The sequence below is a fragment of the Bacillus sp. ISL-7 genome (assembly GCF_018613065.1).
The window spans coordinates 54833-73607 of sequence record NZ_JAGGQW010000027.1; the positions used below are offsets into that span (position 1 = coordinate 54833).

General features: G+C 36.1%; 20 protein-coding genes. 16 read left to right on the forward strand and 4 right to left on the reverse strand.

The window, feature by feature from the left end; genetic code table 11:
- Positions 1-14 precede the first annotated feature (14 nt).
- Positions 15-980, forward strand: coding sequence for an aldo/keto reductase (locus J7E66_RS08440; RefSeq protein WP_214999156.1), 966 nt, complete (start codon positions 15-17; stop codon positions 978-980).
- Positions 981-1273: 293 nt separating this feature from the next.
- On the opposite strand, the gene J7E66_RS08445 is transcribed toward J7E66_RS08440, so the two are convergent.
- Positions 1274-1819 (reverse strand): TetR/AcrR family transcriptional regulator, encoded by a 546-nt coding sequence (locus tag J7E66_RS08445; protein WP_214999158.1) that lies wholly within the window; start codon positions 1817-1819, stop codon positions 1274-1276.
- Positions 1820-2020: 201 nt separating this feature from the next.
- Between J7E66_RS08445 and J7E66_RS08450 the strand changes: the two genes are divergently transcribed.
- The 11 genes from J7E66_RS08450 (at position 2021) to J7E66_RS08500 (ending at position 10748) form a co-directional block, all read left to right on the forward strand.
- Positions 2021-3382, forward strand: coding sequence for an MATE family efflux transporter (locus J7E66_RS08450; RefSeq protein ID WP_214999160.1), 1362 nt, complete (start codon positions 2021-2023; stop codon positions 3380-3382).
- 290 nt (positions 3383-3672) lie between these two features.
- Complete coding sequence (locus J7E66_RS08455) at positions 3673-4731, forward strand: NAD(P)-dependent alcohol dehydrogenase (protein ID WP_214999162.1); 1059 nt, start codon at positions 3673-3675, stop codon at positions 4729-4731.
- A gap of 171 nt (positions 4732-4902) precedes the next feature.
- Positions 4903-6051: an MFS transporter gene (locus J7E66_RS08460; RefSeq protein ID WP_251032836.1), complete on the forward strand. Its 1149-nt coding sequence runs from the start codon at positions 4903-4905 to the stop codon at positions 6049-6051.
- A gap of 108 nt (positions 6052-6159) precedes the next feature.
- The gene (locus J7E66_RS08465; RefSeq protein WP_251032837.1) at positions 6160-6801 is read left to right on the forward strand and encodes an SDR family oxidoreductase; all 642 of its coding nucleotides are present in this window, start codon (positions 6160-6162) and stop codon (positions 6799-6801) included.
- Between the two features lie 628 nt (positions 6802-7429).
- The gene (locus J7E66_RS08470; protein ID WP_214999165.1) at positions 7430-8170 is read left to right on the forward strand and encodes an SDR family oxidoreductase; all 741 of its coding nucleotides are present in this window, start codon (positions 7430-7432) and stop codon (positions 8168-8170) included.
- A gap of 51 nt (positions 8171-8221) precedes the next feature.
- Complete coding sequence (locus J7E66_RS08475; RefSeq protein ID WP_214999167.1) at positions 8222-8410, forward strand: Rossmann-fold NAD(P)-binding domain-containing protein; 189 nt, start codon at positions 8222-8224, stop codon at positions 8408-8410.
- A 44-nt stretch (positions 8411-8454) separates the two neighbouring features.
- The gene (locus J7E66_RS08480) at positions 8455-9045 is read left to right on the forward strand and encodes an SDR family oxidoreductase (protein ID WP_308162490.1); all 591 of its coding nucleotides are present in this window, start codon (positions 8455-8457) and stop codon (positions 9043-9045) included.
- Between the two features lie 134 nt (positions 9046-9179).
- The gene (locus J7E66_RS08485) at positions 9180-9566 is read left to right on the forward strand and encodes a hypothetical protein (RefSeq protein WP_214999169.1); all 387 of its coding nucleotides are present in this window, start codon (positions 9180-9182) and stop codon (positions 9564-9566) included.
- Entirely contained in the window at positions 9567-9905 is a 339-nt protein-coding gene (locus J7E66_RS08490) for a dihydrofolate reductase family protein (protein ID WP_251032838.1), read from the forward strand.
- A gap of 45 nt (positions 9906-9950) precedes the next feature.
- Positions 9951-10346: a cupin domain-containing protein gene (locus tag J7E66_RS08495; RefSeq protein ID WP_214999173.1), complete on the forward strand. Its 396-nt coding sequence runs from the start codon at positions 9951-9953 to the stop codon at positions 10344-10346.
- Between the two features lie 237 nt (positions 10347-10583).
- The gene (locus tag J7E66_RS08500) at positions 10584-10748 is read left to right on the forward strand and encodes a hypothetical protein (RefSeq protein ID WP_214999175.1); all 165 of its coding nucleotides are present in this window, start codon (positions 10584-10586) and stop codon (positions 10746-10748) included.
- 255 nt (positions 10749-11003) lie between these two features.
- On the opposite strand, the gene J7E66_RS08505 is transcribed toward J7E66_RS08500, so the two are convergent.
- A complete protein-coding gene (locus J7E66_RS08505) occupies positions 11004-12011 on the reverse strand; it encodes a DNA/RNA non-specific endonuclease (RefSeq protein WP_214999177.1) in 1008 nt (335 codons plus the stop codon).
- A gap of 569 nt (positions 12012-12580) precedes the next feature.
- On the opposite strand from J7E66_RS08505, the gene J7E66_RS08510 reads away from it, so the two are divergent.
- The 4 genes from J7E66_RS08510 to J7E66_RS08525 all read left to right on the forward strand — a co-directional run bounded on the left by J7E66_RS08510 (position 12581) and on the right by J7E66_RS08525 (position 15747).
- Complete coding sequence (locus J7E66_RS08510) at positions 12581-13597, forward strand: hypothetical protein (RefSeq protein WP_214999179.1); 1017 nt, start codon at positions 12581-12583, stop codon at positions 13595-13597.
- Positions 13598-13939: 342 nt separating this feature from the next.
- A complete protein-coding gene (locus J7E66_RS08515) occupies positions 13940-14710 on the forward strand; it encodes a hypothetical protein (protein ID WP_214999181.1) in 771 nt (256 codons plus the stop codon).
- Entirely contained in the window at positions 14711-15172 is a 462-nt protein-coding gene (locus J7E66_RS08520) for a hypothetical protein (RefSeq protein WP_214999182.1), read from the forward strand.
- A gap of 14 nt (positions 15173-15186) precedes the next feature.
- Complete coding sequence (locus J7E66_RS08525) at positions 15187-15747, forward strand: CBO0543 family protein (protein ID WP_214999184.1); 561 nt, start codon at positions 15187-15189, stop codon at positions 15745-15747.
- A gap of 462 nt (positions 15748-16209) precedes the next feature.
- Here J7E66_RS08525 and J7E66_RS08530 read toward each other — a convergent pair whose 3' ends face one another.
- Both J7E66_RS08530 and J7E66_RS08535 read right to left on the reverse strand, forming a co-directional pair.
- The gene (locus tag J7E66_RS08530; protein ID WP_214999186.1) at positions 16210-17484 is read right to left on the reverse strand and encodes an IS110 family RNA-guided transposase; all 1275 of its coding nucleotides are present in this window, start codon (positions 17482-17484) and stop codon (positions 16210-16212) included.
- Between the two features lie 422 nt (positions 17485-17906).
- Positions 17907-18152 carry a hypothetical protein gene (locus J7E66_RS08535; protein ID WP_214999188.1) on the reverse strand — a complete coding sequence of 82 codons (246 nt, stop codon included), beginning with the start codon at positions 18150-18152 and terminating at the stop codon, positions 17907-17909.
- Positions 18153-18775 lie beyond the last annotated feature (623 nt).

Sequence of the window (18775 nt, forward strand, 5' to 3'; positions counted from 1 at the left end):
AGGAGATGAGTAAAATGAAAATGAGAGGACTTGGAAACAGTGGTTTAGAAGTCTCTGCTATTGGTTTAGGCTGTATGGGAATGGATCATGCTTATGGAAAGCCTTCTGATCGTGAAGAAATGGTCAAATTGATTCGTAGAGCTGTTGAACTAGGTTGTAATTTCTTTGATACTGCTGTTGTTTATGGAGAATCCAATGAAGAATTACTGGGCGAAGCACTTGCACTAGTAAGAGAACAAGTTGTGATTGCGACTAAATTTGGAATCACTGGGACAGAAATTGTAAATGAACGCCCTCAACATATCTTAAATAGCACACCAGAATCCATTAGAGAACAAGTGGAGGGTTCGTTAAAAAGATTGAAAGTAGATTGCATCGATTTATATTATCAACATCGTATTGACTCTAATGTAGAACCAGAAGCAGTTGCAGGAACGATGAAAGAATTAATGGAAGAAGGAAAAATTAAAGCATGGGGATTATCGAATGCACCCATTGATTATATGAAACGTGCACATGCCGTCTGTCCGATTGCTGCAATAGAAAATCAATACTCCATGATGTGGCGTGAACCTGAAAAAGAATTATTTGATATATGTGAAGAGTTAGGGATTTCTTTTGTTGCTTACAGTCCATTAGGAAATGGTTTCTTGAGTGGAAAATATACAAAAGATACAACATATGAAGAAGGCGACTTTAGAAGCTTCATGGGAAGATTCAAACCTGAAGTGATTGACCATAACCAAGCGTTATTAAATTTAATTGCAGAAGTTGCTGAAAGTAAGAATGCAACATCTGCCCAAGTTGTATTAGCATGGGAATTAGCTCAAAAACCATTTATTATTCCAATCCCAGGTACTACAAAATTACACAGATTAGAAGAAAACTTAGGCGGTGCTGATATAGAGTTAACAAAAGAAGAATTAGATAACCTAAATTTAGCTTTATCTAAAATCGATATTGACGAAACACATTTCTAATTAAAATAAGCTAATTGAAAGATAATTTACAAATTTAATTGATTTGTACATTATTTCACGAAACAAGATTATTTGGCAATTGCATGCATTTTGTTTCTGTTTATAATTATATATAGGAGTTCAAAATACTAAATCGACACAGGCAAAACCAAATGGATTGTTACTGGTCATTCAGAGAAAACCTAAATCGCTAAATAAGAGAGGCTTTTGAAGTCTCCTATTTTGTGATTTAGGTTTTTCTTTTATAAAAAACTCGATATAGTCATTTTTTAGGAGGAATCACTAAATGCTTATTATAGATTCCTCTCTAACAAAAGTCCCACCTGTTCTGCCATGACTTGAGGTGGATAAGGCAACCCATTGGTGATCCACCATTCCACAATCCCAACATACGAAGTAACAATAAATTGAAGAATTACATCTTCATTTAATCCTTGGTTTTTTCCTTTTGTTGTATCCACTTCATCCTTGAACTCTTCAATGAGAAACTTATGGAACTGACTACGGAAAGAAGGAGCACCTTTGCTCGCTAGCATCGTTGAAAAGAATAAATAATGACTTTTAAGGTATTCAAACCAAGGCAGATTCGCTTCTGTATATTCTGCAGCGGAGGTCGCTTCGCAGATTTCTCCCATTTCGTTAATATGTTCTTCAATGAGCTTATCCAGCAGATCAAACTTATCCACGTAATGAAGATAGATGGTTCCTCGGCTAACATTTGCGTGATCGGAAATGTCCTGAATGGTAATGTCATCGAAATTTTTTTCAGCCATTAGCTGAATCAAGGCTTTTTTTATGGCTTCTTGGCTTTTGGCTATTCTTCTATCTACTTTAGGCATTTTAAGGTTCACCAAACTTTCTTAAAAGATAATGAACAATTTTAATTGATTTGTTCATTACTAGTCATATTGAGTTGAATTAACAATTGTAAGCATCCTATATCCGTTTATAATTATATACAGTTGTTCATTAATGAATCAATATTTAATTTAAAAACAACTAGAGTTATGTAAATATGCAATAAAATCGGGGGGATTAACTTGCAACAGAATTCTTTATCGTTGCCATCCACAAAGTTATTTACAAATAGGGATTTATTCATAATATTTGTGCCACTTATTATAGAGCAAGGTTTAGAATATCTGGTGGGATTGGCAGACTCCATTATGGTAGCCCACGTAAGTGAATCTGCAGTATCTGGGGTTTCCCTTGTAGACTTTGTTATGGCTTTGCTTATTAGTTTGTTTGCTGCTCTAGCAACAGGTGGGGCAGTAATTGCGGGACAATACATGGGTAGAAAGCAGATGGAAGAATCAAGAGAAGCGGCCAATCAACTGGTATGGTTTGCTGGTGCAGTTTCTATTATCATCATGCTGATTATCTATCTAATCAAACCACTAATATTAAATGGACTGTTTGGGGAGATTTCTGATGAAGTACGTACAAGTGCAAATACTTATCTGATGTTCACTGCTATATCTATTCCATTCCTTGCCCTATATAATGCTGGAGCTGCTATATTTCGAACGATGGGTAATGCAAAACTGCCCATGTTTGTAATGTTGGCCATGAACATTGCTCACGCATTGGGGAATGCCATTCTTATTTATGGCTTCCACTTTGGAGTGGAAGGCGTTGCGATACCAACCCTTCTATCACGTGTTGCGGCAGCAGCAATTATTATTACATTGGCTTTTAACAAAAAGCAGCAACTATATATAAAGAAAAGTTTAAAGCATAAATTTAACTGGTCAATGATTAAAAAAATCTTAGGCATTGGTGTTCCATATGGATTAGAAAACGGCTTGTTCTATTTCGGAAGAATTGTTGTACTCAGCCTTGTTTCTACTTTTGGTACGGCAGCTATTGCAGCTAATGCGGTGGGAGGCACTATTGTGATGTTTGAAGTTCTGCCAGGTATGGCAATTGGGCTTGGACTGACTGTTATTATAGCAAGATGTGTTGGTGCAGGGGATTATGAACAGGCTAAATATTTCACCAAAAAGATTATGGGTATTGTGTATGCTGCACAAGTAATAAGCTGTGCATTGGTACTTGCTTTACTCCCATCAATATTAAATGTTTATGGATTATCGGAGACTGCAAGATCATTGACTACACAAATCGTTTGGTGGCATGCAGCATTTGAAGTCATCATTTGGCCGCTTGCTTACACTTTACCTGTATCGTTCCGTGCTTCAGGTGATGCCAAATTCCCGATGTACGTTGGGATTTTATCCATGTTTTTCTGTCGTATTGCGTTGGCTTATCTTTTCAGCATCTATTTCCACATGGGAATGTTCGGTACTTGGGTAGCTATGTTTATTGATTGGATTGTCAAGGCGATGATTTTCGTCCAAAGATATATAAGTGAAAAGTGGACTAAGTTGCGGGCAATTTAAACAAAAAGATTAATTGATAATTTTTAGCATAGTGGGCTACGTATTGGTAGCCCATTTCTTTTTGCGTATGAAGACAATTTGGTTAACGAAAATTTTCTTAAAGTTAATGAACAATTAAAATCGATTTGTTCATTAATTAACAATGTCCATTGATTTGACCATTGTAAGCATGATGAATCTATTTATAATAATAAACAGATGTACATTAAGATATGGGTGTTTATATTCCAAATAATAATTAATGTAACTCTAATTTTTTAGTTTTAACAGGAAAGGATTGTGTTGAGCTCATGTGTAATAATCATCAAAACATTACGACTCGTGTTTTAAGTGTTCCGAATGCAAAAGCAGCATTTGAAAAGACGACAATTGAACGGAGAGACTTACGGCCAGATGATGTTTTAATAGATATTAAGTATTGTGGAATCTGCCACTCCGATATTCATAATGCACACAATGATTTTGGCAGGGGCGTATTCCCGATGGTTCCTGGTCATGAAATTGCAGGCGTTGTGACAGCCATAGGATCAGAAGTTACAAAATTCGCTGTTGGTGACCGTGTTGGTGTTGGCTGCTTTGTTGACTCCTGCGGAGAATGTGAATTCTGCCTTAGAGGTGAGGAGCAATTTTGTAAGAAGGGTGTTGTCGTAGTATTTAATTCAATTGGCTACGATGGTGAACTAACATACGGTGGATATAGTCAAAAAATCGTTGTAAAGGACAAGTTTGTTGTCCGTATTCCTGACGGCTTGGATTTAGCTGTGGCAAGCCCATTATTGTGTGCTGGTATCACAACGTACTCTCCTATGAAACATTGGAATGTCGGCCCAGGTAAAAAGGTAGCGATTGTAGGAATGGGAGGTCTTGGCCACCTAGCTGTACAATTCGCTCATACTATGGGTGCTGAAGTTACTGTCCTAAGCCAGACTATGAATAAAAAAGAGGAAGCCTTTGGTTTTGGAGCAGATCATTATTATGCAACCAGTGATCCTGCTACATTCACTGAGTTGGCAGGACAATTTGACCTTATTTTAAACACAGTGTCTGCGAATATCGACGTTGATGCGTATCTATCCATTCTTAACGTAGATGGAACACTTGTAAATGTAGGTTTACCAAACAAGCCAGATCAGTACAATGTTTTCTCCCTATTCGCTGGCCGTCGCAGTATTGCCGCTTCGAATGTTGGTGGAATTAGGGAAACACAAGAGATGCTGGATTTCTCTGCTGAGCATGGCATTGCACCAATGATTGAAGTAATCAATGCTGAACAAGTGGACGAAGCATATGAGCGTGTTCTTCGAAGTGATGTACGTTATCGTTTCGTTATCGACATGTCTACATTGTAATAGTCTACTCTAATGAAAGATGGGTTAATCAATTGGTTGACCCATCTTTGGTATGGAAATGGAATGCGTTTCATTTGGGACATCATTATAAAGCGAAGTTGAAACACATAAGAATAATGATTAATAAGGAGTTGAAATACAACATTAATGAATAATTCTTGGAAGATATACATGCTGACACTCATTAGCTTCTTTGTAGGCACTTCGCAATTTGGAATAGTAGGTATGTTAGATAAAATTGCTCATTCAGTAAATGTCTCAATACCCACTGCAGGACAGCTAGTTACTGCATTCGCACTCGCTAACGCAATCGGAACACCTATTGTCATGATTGCTATTGCAAAAATGAAACAACGAAAGCAATTATTATTGGCTCTTACCATAATATTGATTGGCATCATATCAACGATCACTCTTCCAGGCTTCGGTTTACTAATGGCAGCTCGTGTCATAATGGGGGTCGGAACAGGAATGTTTATTGTCACAGCCTATGACATTGCTGCGAAGCTAGCTGCCCCTGGGAAGCAAGGAGGGGCGATGTCCAACATCTCGATGGGATTTAGCTCATCCCTTGTATTTGGAGTTCCCATCGGACGCATTATTGCTGCGTCATATGATTGGAAGACAATCTTCTGGATTATCGGCATTTTCTGTTTACTCGCACTTTTCGTTGTCGCTCGAACGATTCCAGACATGGAAGGCGGAGGAGCCATATCTTTGGTCGAGAGACTAGCCTTCTTGAAAAATCCGCAGCTCGCAGTCACTCTTTGTGTCACTTTATTTGTTTTTATTGGATTTTCGATTATTGATACGTATATCACACCCTTTCTGACTGCTGTTATTCCGCCAAAGTTTGAAATAAGTTTCATTCTCTTCGCAATGGGCATTGCAAGTGTGATTGGCTCCAAAACAGGCGGGCTTTTTGCAGATCGAATTGGTGCATTCCGCACACTTATAGGATCTATGTTCATCCAAGTTCTTGCTATGGTATTGTTGTCCCTTGGTGGTTCTGGATGGGTAGTTGCCACCGTTATCCTATTAATGCTATGGGAGATAGCTTGTTGGACGTTTGGGGCGGTTCAGAACTTTAATCTAGTGTCGCTAGCTCCAGGAGCATCTGGAATTGTCCTTAGTCTGAACAGTTCATTCGTTCAACTTGGCTTTGCTGCGGGAGCAGGTATCGGAGGAATTGCTGTTGGAAGTTTAACGATTATGGCAATCACTTGGATTAGTGCAGCATCAGTCGTGTGTGCTGCTGTCCTCTTTATTCTTTCTCGTTCGTTCTCAACGAATGCCAAGTCGGCAATTAATAATGGATGATAAATAATGAAAAATTTTAAAAAGAAAAAAACTTAATATGCGTTGCTCGACTTTTTTATAGGGCAGCTTATTCATCAATTTACACTCTGAAAATATGGAGGAGGGTTTATGTTGACTAATGTTTTAATCCTTGGTGCAAATGGCCAAGTTGCACGTAATGCTATTAATTTATTTCTAAAGGAAACTGATGCTCAGTTGACACTTTATCTACGTAACTCAAGAAGACTAAAAATCGTTGATCTAGGTCGGGAACGTGTCATAGAAGGTGACGTGAATGATGTTTCTAAGTTGAAAGAAGCGATGGCTGGGCAAGATGTTGTGTATGCTAATATTGGTGGCTCTGATATTGTTCAAAAAACTCAAAATATAATCGATGCAATGAATGCCACTGGTGTTAAAAGGGGTATTTTTATTAATATTTTAGGAATTTATGATGAAGTACCTGGCAAGTTCGGGGAATGGAATAAGTATATGGTTGGCAAAGGAATGGAACATTGGCGGAAAGCCGCAAGCGTTCTTGAAGCCTCAGATATTGATTATACTATTTTAAGATGTACTTGGTTCACCAACAAAAACGAAGTGGATTACGAAATAACGGAAAAGGGTGAACCTCTCTTGGGAACCGAGGTTTCCCGCAAAAGTATTGCCGCTTTGGTTGTCAAAATAGCCGAATCTCCAGAATGGGGTGTTCGTCGCAGTTGGGGTGTTAGTAAACCAAATACGGAAGGCGATAAACCAGTGTTTTATTAAAAAATATAGCACTAAAACTTGGGGAATCAAGTGTCTTAATCTTATCACTGCCTTGCTTTCCTCCGCTTTATACAATATAGAATCAACAAACTTTCTTAAAGATAATTGATAAATTTATTTACTTTGTCTAATAATGAACAAATCTTATCAAAGTGTTTATTATCATATGTATACAAACCATGATAGAGGTAAATCTATTATTGTTAATTGGAATCATTTGGTGTATTCAAGAAAAGATTGAGTGGTCTTTATTAATCAATAAAATACAATTATGAATGATGCTTTAAATGTTCCAAATGCAAAAGTACCATTTAAACGTACTACTATATATGCAAGACGATAATGACTCTTTGGAAAATAAACCGCTTTTGTAGAGGCGGTTTTCTTACGTCAATAAGTTAGGATTACAGTTTTTTATGATTATTGAATATTGGATTCTTCTATTCACTTAAGTCATGAAAAGTCACCAAATATTTAAAAGATAATTAACAGTTTATATTGATTTGTTCACTAATTAACAATTTGCGTTGATTTAACAATTGTAAGTATCCTATATCTATTTATAATAATAGACGTGAGTTCATTAATGTATTAATATTTATTTTTTGTTGAAAGGATGGTATGTAATATGTCTAATATTCAAGAAAAAGTTGTTATCATTACTGGTGCTTCTAGTGGGATTGGCGAGGCTACTGCAAAGGAACTTGCATCTAGGGGTGCGAAATTGGTTTTAGCAGCTCGCCGTGAAGATCGTTTAAAGAAATTGCAAGAAGAGATTCAAAATAGTGGTGGTCAAGCAATTTATAAGATAACAGATGTCACTTCTCATGAACAAATGGAAGAGCTGGCCGAGTTAACTCTTAAAGAGTTTGGAAAAATAGATGTTTTAGTCAACAATGCAGGAGTCATGCCACATTCGTTTCTTTATAAGAAAAAGGTGGATGATTGGAACAAGATGATAGATGTAAATATCAAAGGCGTACTTTATGCCATTGCTGCTGTTCTTCCAACGATGAGGGAACAAAAATCAGGTCATATTATTAACGTTTCTTCTGTAGCAGGGCACGTTGTAGGAGCTGGTAGTACTGTCTATGCTGGAACGAAGCATGCTGTACGTGCTATTTCGGAAGGTCTTCGTAAAGAAGAGGCTGGAAACAATATTCGTTCCACCATTATCTCACCAGGAGCAGTTGCGACTGAATTAACAAATTCAATTACAGATATGGACCTGAAACCAGGTATCGATAAAATCTATGAAGGTGCGATTGATGCTGATTCAATAGCCCGTGCCATTGCTTTTGCTATTGAACAGCCAGCTGATGTAGCAATTAATGAAATGATCATCCGTCCAACATCACAGGAACGGTAAGACGATTTTAAAAGTAACTTGAACCTAGAATAAAAATAAGGAGGAAATACAATGAAAGATGTTGTACTTTGGACAGGTGCTGGACAGATTGGCATGGCGATAGCTAGAAGAATCGGTTTTAGTAAGAAAATTATTGTGGGTGATAAAAATCTAGATAATGCCAAAGCTATTGCAAAAATTATGGAAGAAGCGGGATTTGATGTGGTACCTGTTGAAACGGACATTAAGAATCTATTTTAAATTTAATTGCAGAAGGTCAGAAATATGGTGAAATCACTGCTCTAATCAATGCAGCTGGCGTATCACCTAGTCAGGCACCTATTGAAACCATTTTGAAGGTGGATTTGTACGGAACGGCAGTATTGCTAGAGGAAGTAGGAAAGGTCATAGCTCCTGGAGGCGTTGGTGTGACAATTTCCAGTCAGTCTGGACACAGAATGCCTCAATTGGGAGTTGAAATTGATGAACAACTAGCAACGACACCAACTGAAGAACTCCTTAGTTTGGAAGTCCTTCAGCCAGAAAATATCAAGGATACGTTGCACGCTTATCAAATGGCGAAACGATGCAATGTTAAGCGTGTTATGTTTGAATCAATACGCTGGGGAGAAAAAGACGCTCGTATCAATTCCATTTCTCCAGGGATTATCGTAACGCCATTGGCTATAGACGAGTTCAATGGTCCAAGAGGAGAGTTCTATAAGAATATGTTTGCCAAGTGCCCTGCCCGACGACCAGGAACAGCTGATGAGGTTGCAAATATGGCTGAGCTGCTGATGATGCCGCAGGGAGCTTTCATCACTGGGGCTGATTTCCTTATTGACGGTGGAGCGACGGCTTCCTTTTTTTACGGTCCACTAAAACCAGAAGAATAATAAAAGGAATCTCAAAATGCTGTCTCAATTAGAAATGAGGCATTTTAGTCCCCAGGTAAATTTCAATCGACCTTTTATTAAGGTGTAAGCTTTTAACCATCACTAGTTGGAGAGCTGAAGAAGGGGTAATGGCATTGGAAAGACCATATATAATTTGTCACATGTTAACTTCATTGGATGGGAAAATCATTGGAGATTACTTGAAAGTGGAACGAGCAGCATATTTTACAGACGAATATGAAAAAATTCATGGGCGGTACGAAAGTAAAGCGTGGATGTGTGGCAGGGTTACCATGGAGGAACACTTTACTTTCGGAAATATATTAGATTTAGCACAAGAAAACATAGAGACGATCCCTAGAATTGATTACGTAGCAAATAAAGATGCTAAAACTTATGTCATAGCAGTAGATCCCTCTGGGAAATTAGGGTGGACTGAAAATTCAATAGAGCCATGGAATGAGTACAGAACGGAGGACCACATAGTACAAGTCCTTACAGAACAAGTATCCGATGCATAATTGGCTCATCTGAAAAAGATAGGAATTTCTTATACTTTTGGCGAAAAAAAACGATTACACTTCAGTCTTGTAGTGGAAAAGCTAAAAAAGTTATTTTCCATCGATAAGTTGATGTTAGAAGGTGGAGGCTTTCTAAATGGCTCCTTTTTAAATGAAGGGTTAATTGATGAATTAAGCCTCGTTTTAGTTCCAATCGTAGATGCTGCATCCAACTCTGTGACGCTATTTGAAACAAGTTCTTATCTAAAAAAACCACAACCAGTTAATTTCTTCTTAAAGGACATTGAAAAATTAGATGATGGTGGTCTATGGATGAAGTATGTAACAAAACATAATTAATCACCTTTTTACTAGCTAAAATTAAAAGAAAGTTGGAATCAAAAAATGAAAAATGAACAATTAAGCAATAGCACAATCTTCTCATTGGGACAAAAAGTTGACGCAAACTTTATCGGCGATGCTTACTTACAAATGGTTTTTACCGATCCTACACCACTTAATGCACCAATCGGGAATGTAACTTTTGCTCCAGGAGCTCGCAATAGTTGGCACTCACACAAAGTTGGGCAAGTTTTGTTAGTTACTGGTGGTGAAGGTTGGTATCAAGAAGAGGGTAAACCAGCTCAACTACTTAAAACAGGTGATGTCGTGAATATTCTCCCGAATGTGAAACATTGGCATGGAGCAACAAAAGACAGTTGGTTTGTACACTTAGCAATGACACCAGGAGAAACTGAATGGTTAGAACCTGTGGATAATGAATGGTATAATAAATTATGAATTGAATTTATATATTAAAAGGAAGCCGATTTCCATATGTGGAGTTCGGCTTTTTTCTATAATTTTGTGAAGGTTTGTATTTAAACTGGAAGGTTAGTATTGGGATAAATAGGACTACATATTAGACATGTCCAATTTGTGTGGTTCCTTTATAATTAACTATTTTGCTTTAATAACCTAAATATAAATTGGGCTTATCTTCTATTCAATGAAACTTCTGATGAAGAAGTCAAGGAAATGGCAAAAAGACTATTAAATGGAGACTTATCCGTAAAAGATTTAAAGAGTATGGATAAAATTAAGGTTCACTTTAGAACTGTAAAGAAAAAACGGAGGAAAGGTTTTATAAATTATAAAGAACTCAATAAGTTTGTAGAGGAATACTTATTACTAGACGATTGAGGAAAACAAAATATACTTATAGGTTACTTTATGGAAGACGTGTATTTAGCAATAAAAAAATGCTGTTTTGGCTATATGATTTTTATGAATAAAAAAAGCCTAAAAGATGCATGTAATGTATAAAAAACTCGCATCTTTTAGGCTCATTATTTTTATTCCTTATTGTGGTAAAGCACCCCATTTTTATGTTTAGTCGGACTCTAGGTCATGGTTTTATTCTTCAATAAGAAGAAAAGAATCGCCACATAACCCCATTTATTCACCTACCAGCCCATCACCATCTCGGTCATCCATATATTTATAGAGCCATGAATCACGGGTAATGGGCATTTTAAAGCCAGCAGCTTTGGCTTCAGCGATCGTAACTTGTCCATTATGATTGGTATCTACCTTACTAACATCTTCATCACTACTTACCGTTTGGTTTGCTGGTACATTGTTTGTTTTCGGTGGCGTACTCTTAGTACCTGTTGTTGCCCCTAAATTTTTGTTCACTTCATCTGGGTTTACATTGTCAAATTCATCTGTAATTGTTCTGCCCTGAATTTTGTATGTGAATTTATAATGGTTCGGAATTTGCGTTTGAGTATTTGGATATTGAATCACTGCTACGAAATCTGTACAACCTCCTGCATCTCGAATCACTTTTTCCATATAAGCTTGGTCGCCGTGCCTATTGAGAGTGCTGTCTTGAGGTGTAATGTTATAGGCATTTGATACTCCCCCAAGCGAGTCAGCAATCACATGTCCTTTATCCAAGGTTGGACTCTCTGTACCAGGAACATTTGCTTCATCAGAGTAATATCTACCTGATGACGTAACATGTTCAGTATTCGAATTTTGAAGTGTTATATTTTTTGCCTCAACACGAATTAACTGACCGTATTCATTTGTAAAAGCCCAATATTCTCTGTCACCAAACCCAACATCAACTCTGACATTTGGCTTTCTATAACCTGACATATCTCCGCCATCTACTTCAATTAGTGTATATTTACTGTAGTCAAAGTCACCATTAACACTTGTTATCGTTGGTGTACTAGTGGCAGGAACACTTGGACTGACTGAACTTTCAGTAGTCGTTTTTTCCGCTTCATCGTCAGGTGTACTTTTTTTGCTTTCAACAGTGGCTGCTTTCTTTTTGCTTACTTCTTGAGTTTTATTTTTTTTGGCATTTTCCTCTTTGCTAGTTGTTTCATTTGATGAACAAGCTGCAAGGAAAACTAATAAAAACGCAATAAATAAGTAGGTTAATTTCTTCATAAATTGTCCCCTTTTTGTAAACATTTGTAGAAATACCAATACTATTATACTGCTAAAATACTTCAAAAAACGAATAAATTTATATTCCCCATATGATAATCCTTAATGTTATTAACCTAGTTATGGTAAAACTCCTTATTCCATTAGACTGCCCCTTTAGTACAACAAGGAAAAAGACCGCTGCAGCGATCATCAACTTTAGCTAATGCACCCCTTAGTTGTAAAACATTATTTAAATATCACCTTTTTAAAATAGACCTTTGGGGAGGACCATAGGATTGTTCTCCCTGAAAATATACTAGTTTATTGGGGATACAAGAAATGATAAATGGCATCCCACACCATATTAATTTCTCTAATGCTTCAGCGAGCAGCAACTCTTTCCCGTCCATATCATAGACAGACAAATTAGAATTTGAAGAGATAAAGAAATCAATGTATTAAGATGGATAATGGGCAAAGCAAATTAATGCATTACAAGAGAAAGAGGGTGTAAATGGATGCTATATTATACATAAGTATTCGATAGATCGTTATGTCTATATTAAAAATGGGGGAGTCTTGAAAACATGGAAAACGTATCATTGCCTATTGGAACGAAAAACGGATGTTTTACTATAATCGGGGGTTTTGAAGAATATCAAGAAAAAGTTACTAAAAAAAGAATTGAAGAGTTAGAACAAGACAAGCAAAAGTTTATAAATGGGGAAAAAAATCCTAATAATAATTTTGAATCTGTAGATACTTTTGATAAATGGATACAAGATTGTAAGTCTCGAAAGAAATACAAATGTCAGTGTAAATGTGGAAGAATAGTTTATTTAAGTGAAAGTGCTTTATTTTTCAAGAAACGGAGAGATTGTGAAGGAATTGGAGAGATAGGAGAACAAAAAAATTGTGCGTTAAAGCAAGAGCGTGAGAAAAAGAGATTAGCTTCATATCCCAGGGTAAAGGATAAAAGCTATGATATTGATTATTCCAATACCATACATGAATCATTAGAGATATTAGAATGTATTAATGAAAATTATGAAGAAGGGTATGTTGTAATTGATAGAAGAAAAAAGAATGGTGTCGAATGTAAAGTATTTAAACTATATAAATGTCGTTGCTATTTGTGCGGCAAAGAATATCAATATAAATCATCAGATTTTGAAATAAAAATTGATGCATACGGACGTAGAGCGACAGAAGGATATTATTGTGATACTTGTTGTGACTGTCATAACATTTCATCATTTCAATGGCGAACTATAAAAATATTGAGAGAACATAATGTGGCATATAGAGTTGAAGTTTCGTTTCAAGACCTATATGGTGTAGGGCATAAGAAATTGTTGCGTTATGATTTTGCTGTTCTCGGTTCAGATGACAGTATTAAATGTCTTATTGAATGTCAAGGTGAACAGCATTATAAGCCTGTAGCTGAGTTCGGTGGTGTTTCACAATATGAGTCTCAATTAAAGAATGACGAATTAAAACGTATTTATGCCAAGTCACATAATATACCTTTATTTGAAATTCCGTATACTTGTAATACATACGAAAAGGAAATAAAATTTCTTAAAACTGCTGGAATTATTTAATCGGTGAGTTTGATTTGAAAGTACATAAGACACTTAGGTGTCTTTTTTTTATATCATCGTCAATTTCCCAGTCACACCTAATTGTTATTTCTTCCACTAACCTGCACGTTAGCTTTATAATTTCCACAAAAATAGCGTTAATCCTTCTTGAATTAACGCTACCCGTTACTTTAAGTGCACTTCTTCACAAACACTAAATTAATCGTGTTTCATAATGCTTTTTAATCTCCATTTAGTCTTTTTATCTCAACCTTTTCCTACACATGATAATTTTTGTATTTATAGACAGACTATAAACAATCTCTATATTAAAGCGTACGTGCAAGGATTGGATGGGTCAATATGAAAAATACAAGACGTTTGAGAGCCTATTTAGGAATTGTTGATACCCCCATTCTCCATTTAAGAGATCCTTATATTATTGCCTTTTGGTCTGTTACATTTCCAGGGTTTGGACATCTGCTGCTTGGCAAGTATTATAGGGGATTTTTATTGGTGTCATGGGAATTTTTCATTAATATATATTCAAAAATAAATACTGCCATGGTGTATTCTTTTATGGGGAATTTTGAATTGGCAAAAGAGGTTCTTAACGTAAGATTATTACATATGTATATTCCTGTTTATCTATTTTGTATTTGGGATTCCTACCGTACAACGGTTGATTTAAACAATGAGTACATTCTCGCGGAAAGAGAAACTGCACCTATTAAAAAAACAACTTTAAAGTCTTATGGGCTTAACTACTTGGATAAGAGAAATCCTTTGATGGCTACCTTTTGGTCGTTGACGGTCCCAAGTGTTGGACAAATTTATCAACATAGAATATTACAAGGTTTTTTCACCTTGCTTTGGGCTATTCTGATTATTTACTATTCCCATTTTGTTGAAGCCATGCACTATTTATATTTAGGTGACATTAAAAAGTCAACAAGTGTATTAAATATACAATGGCTGATGTTTTTTCCTTCTTTCTATTTTTTTACCATCTATGATGCCTATATGAATACGGTTGAACTGAATAAACTTTTTAAAAAAGAACAGAAGGACTATCTAAAGAAACATTTTCAGCCCTCAGATTTCAAAGTAATAAAGGGAAAAAAGGTGACGTAAATGCAAATATATGCCACTTTTGAACACTCTACTTATGTAGAACTAGCCATTACGCATTTACAACAAGTTGGAATTACCGATATTTTTGCGGTTCCACTTGATGAAATCAATGACCATCCTCAAATATTTGATACGATTCATCGTTCTGACGGGGTTTCGTTTATCAATAAAGGGATAGCTTTGTCTGTGGTATTTTCAACCGTTTTATCCAGCAGAGGGTTTTTATGGGAATGGGGTCCTATCATATGGGGGTTGATTGGAGCCGCAGGAGGTTTCTTACTGGGGCTTGCGTTAGATTTAGTTATCTATAAGTTAAAAGAGAAAAAGAAAACAGCGGGCGGAAGAAAAAAAATCAGCTCAGAAATTATTGTCATTATTAACTGTCATGACCAGCAAGACAAAAGTGTTACGGACATATTAACGAAAAACAGAGCATTAGGTCTAGCAATAATAAAACATTAAAAAGGAACGTTCAAATGCCATATCCTTCTGCAAAAGAAATTATCGATATACAAAAGAAACTGTCAGAAATGAGAAATGAACACTGGTACCATCACGATCTATTTACACCTCAATGGTGGTTTCTTTTAATCATAACCATCCTCCCATGGATCGTATGGTGGTTTTTAGTAGATCGAACACGAATCAAACAAATTTGGCTTTATGGAGCGTTAATGACTATACTAATTATTCACCTAGACGATATTGGCTCTTCACTCGGATTGTGGAATTATCCTTATAAGTTAATCGGTTTGATTCCAAGGCTAAATCCAATTGATGCTAGTGTCCTACCTGTTTTACATATGTTAGTTTATCAATATTTTACTAAGTGGAAAGCCTTTTTGATAACCAACATAATAACCGCTTTACTATATTCCTATGTAGCGGAACCTTTCTTTGTTAAAATCCATATTTATCAACTACTTAATTGGAAATACTCCTACTCTTTTCCAGGTTATGTGCTAAAAGCAGTTGTGGTTAAATATATTCTGGAAATTGCGTTATCCTGGAAATCAAAATATAAATCATATACGTAGTATTTTGCAAAATAAAGAGCATCCAAAAGGATGCTTTTTTTGTATCCTTCTTCAACTCCCTCAGTTTGATACGAATATCTCTTGAATGCTCACTTATTCGCAGGATTTCATAACCCTTGTAATTGGATTTACGGGTAATTGAAATGAGTTCAGATCATCTTGGCTTCGTGAAGGCATAGTTAAATAAAGGAGTCAGCCATCACTCCATATTTTACCATATAATGCACATCTCCACGCCGCCCCTGGAGGCTTTCCCTCCCATGTCTCAACGGGTCAATTGCCCTCTCATTCCTTCGTCATGCCTATCCAAGGGGTGGAGGCCAGTTATGCTAAACTGATGGGTCACAGTGCCCTTTTGTTGAAGAAACCTGGTACTCCGTGCATATTTGAAATCCTACGAATAAGACAACATTCAAAATTTAAGATAACTATTTAACTATAAGACTTTTAGTCATACTGCTTTTATGCTGCTAATGGGATTGTTTCTTTTAATTTATTTGCACAGTAAGATTCGTTTCGCTTAGCTATACCTACAAAAATTCTTGCTAATTTACCGACCAACTTCATGATAGACTTCATTTTCTTCATCTTCTTGACCTTCACATTATATGCATGGATAGCTTTAAACTCAGGGTTATTCATCACAAGGCTCATGGTTGCTAGGTAGAGGAAACGCCGTAGTCTAGACCTCCCTCGTTTTGAGAGGACAATCTGCCCTTTCCATTTTCCTGAGCTTGCTTCAGCTAAATGGAGTCCTGCATGGCGTAATAGAGAATTCCCATGAGAAAACCCACTTAGATCTCCAGCCTCTCCTAAAATGCCAGCTAATGAAATTTCACTTATACCTTTAATCATAAGCAGCTTCCTTGCAAATGGTATTTTATTGAGAACTTCTTTAACTTGTTGTTCAACTCTTTCGAGTTGTTTTATGGCGAGGTCATACTCCTCCAGTAATTGTTCTAAATGGAGCTTATAAGCGTCCAGTGCTTGTCCAGTTCCTATCGAGGATTTTGCTAGATTGATTAGTAATTGAGCCTTTTTGGGTCCTGGTTGTCGCTGCATTAAAGACTTCCATCCCCTCATGACATCTAGAGGCTCAAAGGAAGCTATTTCATTAGGAGTAGGAAACAATCGGAGGGTTGCGATTGCCCCTTTACAAGTAACATCTTTAAATACTTGTCTAAGTTCTGGAAACACAATATCTACCCATCTATGGATCTGATTGGTAGAGCTTACGAGACGTTTAACAATCACGTCACGATTAGAAATTAAAACTCTGAGTTTCTCAAAGGATTCAGATGAAGGGCGAACAAAGGAATAATAGCCGTTTTTCACCATATCAGCGATAACGAGTGCATCTTTTTTATCACTCTTTGACTGAGTGTTATCACGATTCTCCTTGTTTCTCTTTACTAGGTGGGGATTGACTGTTACTACCTCAATTTTTTGTTTAACAAGCCATTTAGATAGGTTTTTCCAGTAGTGGCCAGTAGGTTCCATACCTACTATTGTGGAATCTAAATTTTTTAGTCTTTTTAACTTTTCAATCCAATTTTGCAGTTTAACAAACCCCTCTTCATTATTTACAAATGTAAGGGGATCTCCGACTACAATTCCACGGAAGTTTACAGCTCGAGCAACGTGAAATTGTTGAGCAATGTCTACACCAACAATAAGATGTGTATCGGAAATTCTTTCTATTAGTTGATTTTGTTTGTCTTGCATTTTAAAATTCATAGTAGGGCTTCCTCCTTAAGATTCTGAGTTAGAGTGGTATCTATACTCATATCTTACTGAGGGGCTTTATTTTTTTCAAACCTGATATTTAACGATCTACAGGAATGCTAAACTGCCCAGTTAGTACAATTAGAAAAAGCCACCATTATGGCAGCTGGATCTTAAAGTAAAGCCCCCTATAGTTTAAGTGTAATCGTTCACAATCTTGTTTATAAAATAACAAAAGGCGACCTTTATTTTGAATAATTGCACCTATTTAAGCAAAATTAAATGTTATTTAAGTACAGGAACAGGAAAATCAAAAATCCACCACAGCCCAAATATAATGGGATTCATCCACGCAAAAATTGGCTTTTTGTAATGTATCAATCTTATTGAATAATTTTTTTCTTGTCCACAGCTTAATCCTCCAAAATCGGGATTCATCTCCTACTATATACCATTCCATCAATGACCATTATGGTTCTACCGTCTTCCGTAAATCCACTATGACGGTTCAAATATTCCACGGGAATGATTTCTCCTGTCTTTTCATCGTAAAAAACAGTGAAAGCATCATCGGTCAAAAAATCTCCATTTAAATTTTTATCAACGTTTGGTATGGATTCACGGAAATTAATATTGGTATCAATTTCAAACTTTCCCTCTTCATTGGTACAAAAAGACATTATAAACCCTCCACTCTTCTTTTTTTGTATTTTTTCCATTTTTTCTAGAGTTATCCAAAACTTAATAAAAATTATTATGCTTAAATATGTTGCAAGAATTTTTATACTTTTTATATCAAAGACAATCTTAGTTGGTCTTGCTACAATTAAATTTAATCCTTCTTAAAGTAACCTGCCAGTTAGTGCAGCAAGCATAACTTTCCAAATTTGCATAAATATTAGCATATATACATTTTTTATCGAGTATTGATACTGCAAAGACATACATAAATAAATTGCTTGGAACAGACAAACAAAGGGCTGCATGATTGACCAAGACTATCATACACGCCCTTCCATGTAAAAATGCAAGACTCTAACTGGGAAAAAGTGTCCCAATTTATCAAGCAAAAACTGTGTCATCTCTTTCAAGCGGTCACAATTGTGTAATGAAACGGTTTTTAATGAGGAACAAAACATCTTTGTTATTCAAAATATGGATTCAGTGGAAGGATACAAGATATATTAAGTTGGAAAAATTAGGGAAATTTATATAAGAGTATTGGTTCAAGCAAAACCGATGCTCTTTTTTTTAACTAAAATTTTTTTGTGAACGTTAACACACATTTAGGAAGTAATTCTAA

What these genes read in the sequence shown, in the direction of transcription:
- J7E66_RS08440 (WP_214999156.1), top strand. Translation starts at nt 15, where the DNA reads ATGAAAATGAGAGGACTTGGAAACAGTGGTTTAGAAGTCTCTGCTATT.
- J7E66_RS08445 (WP_214999158.1), bottom strand. Translation starts at nt 1,819, where the DNA reads ATGCCTAAAGTAGATAGAAGAATAGCCAAAAGCCAAGAAGCCATAAAA.
- J7E66_RS08455 (WP_214999162.1), top strand. Translation starts at nt 3,673, where the DNA reads ATGTGTAATAATCATCAAAACATTACGACTCGTGTTTTAAGTGTTCCG.
- J7E66_RS08460 (WP_251032836.1), top strand. Translation starts at nt 4,903, where the DNA reads ATGCTGACACTCATTAGCTTCTTTGTAGGCACTTCGCAATTTGGAATA.
- J7E66_RS08465 (WP_251032837.1), top strand. Translation starts at nt 6,160, where the DNA reads ATGTTGACTAATGTTTTAATCCTTGGTGCAAATGGCCAAGTTGCACGT.
- J7E66_RS08470 (WP_214999165.1), top strand. Translation starts at nt 7,430, where the DNA reads ATGTCTAATATTCAAGAAAAAGTTGTTATCATTACTGGTGCTTCTAGT.
- J7E66_RS08475 (WP_214999167.1), top strand. Translation starts at nt 8,222, where the DNA reads ATGAAAGATGTTGTACTTTGGACAGGTGCTGGACAGATTGGCATGGCG.
- J7E66_RS08495 (WP_214999173.1), top strand. Translation starts at nt 9,951, where the DNA reads ATGAAAAATGAACAATTAAGCAATAGCACAATCTTCTCATTGGGACAA.
- J7E66_RS08500 (WP_214999175.1), top strand. Translation starts at nt 10,584, where the DNA reads ATGGCAAAAAGACTATTAAATGGAGACTTATCCGTAAAAGATTTAAAG.
- J7E66_RS08505 (WP_214999177.1), bottom strand. Translation starts at nt 12,011, where the DNA reads ATGAAGAAATTAACCTACTTATTTATTGCGTTTTTATTAGTTTTCCTT.
- J7E66_RS08510 (WP_214999179.1), top strand. Translation starts at nt 12,581, where the DNA reads ATGGAAAACGTATCATTGCCTATTGGAACGAAAAACGGATGTTTTACT.
- J7E66_RS08515 (WP_214999181.1), top strand. Translation starts at nt 13,940, where the DNA reads ATGAAAAATACAAGACGTTTGAGAGCCTATTTAGGAATTGTTGATACC.
- J7E66_RS08520 (WP_214999182.1), top strand. Translation starts at nt 14,711, where the DNA reads ATGCAAATATATGCCACTTTTGAACACTCTACTTATGTAGAACTAGCC.
- J7E66_RS08525 (WP_214999184.1), top strand. Translation starts at nt 15,187, where the DNA reads ATGCCATATCCTTCTGCAAAAGAAATTATCGATATACAAAAGAAACTG.
- J7E66_RS08530 (WP_214999186.1), bottom strand. Translation starts at nt 17,484, where the DNA reads ATGAATTTTAAAATGCAAGACAAACAAAATCAACTAATAGAAAGAATT.
- J7E66_RS08535 (WP_214999188.1), bottom strand. Translation starts at nt 18,152, where the DNA reads ATGTCTTTTTGTACCAATGAAGAGGGAAAGTTTGAAATTGATACCAAT.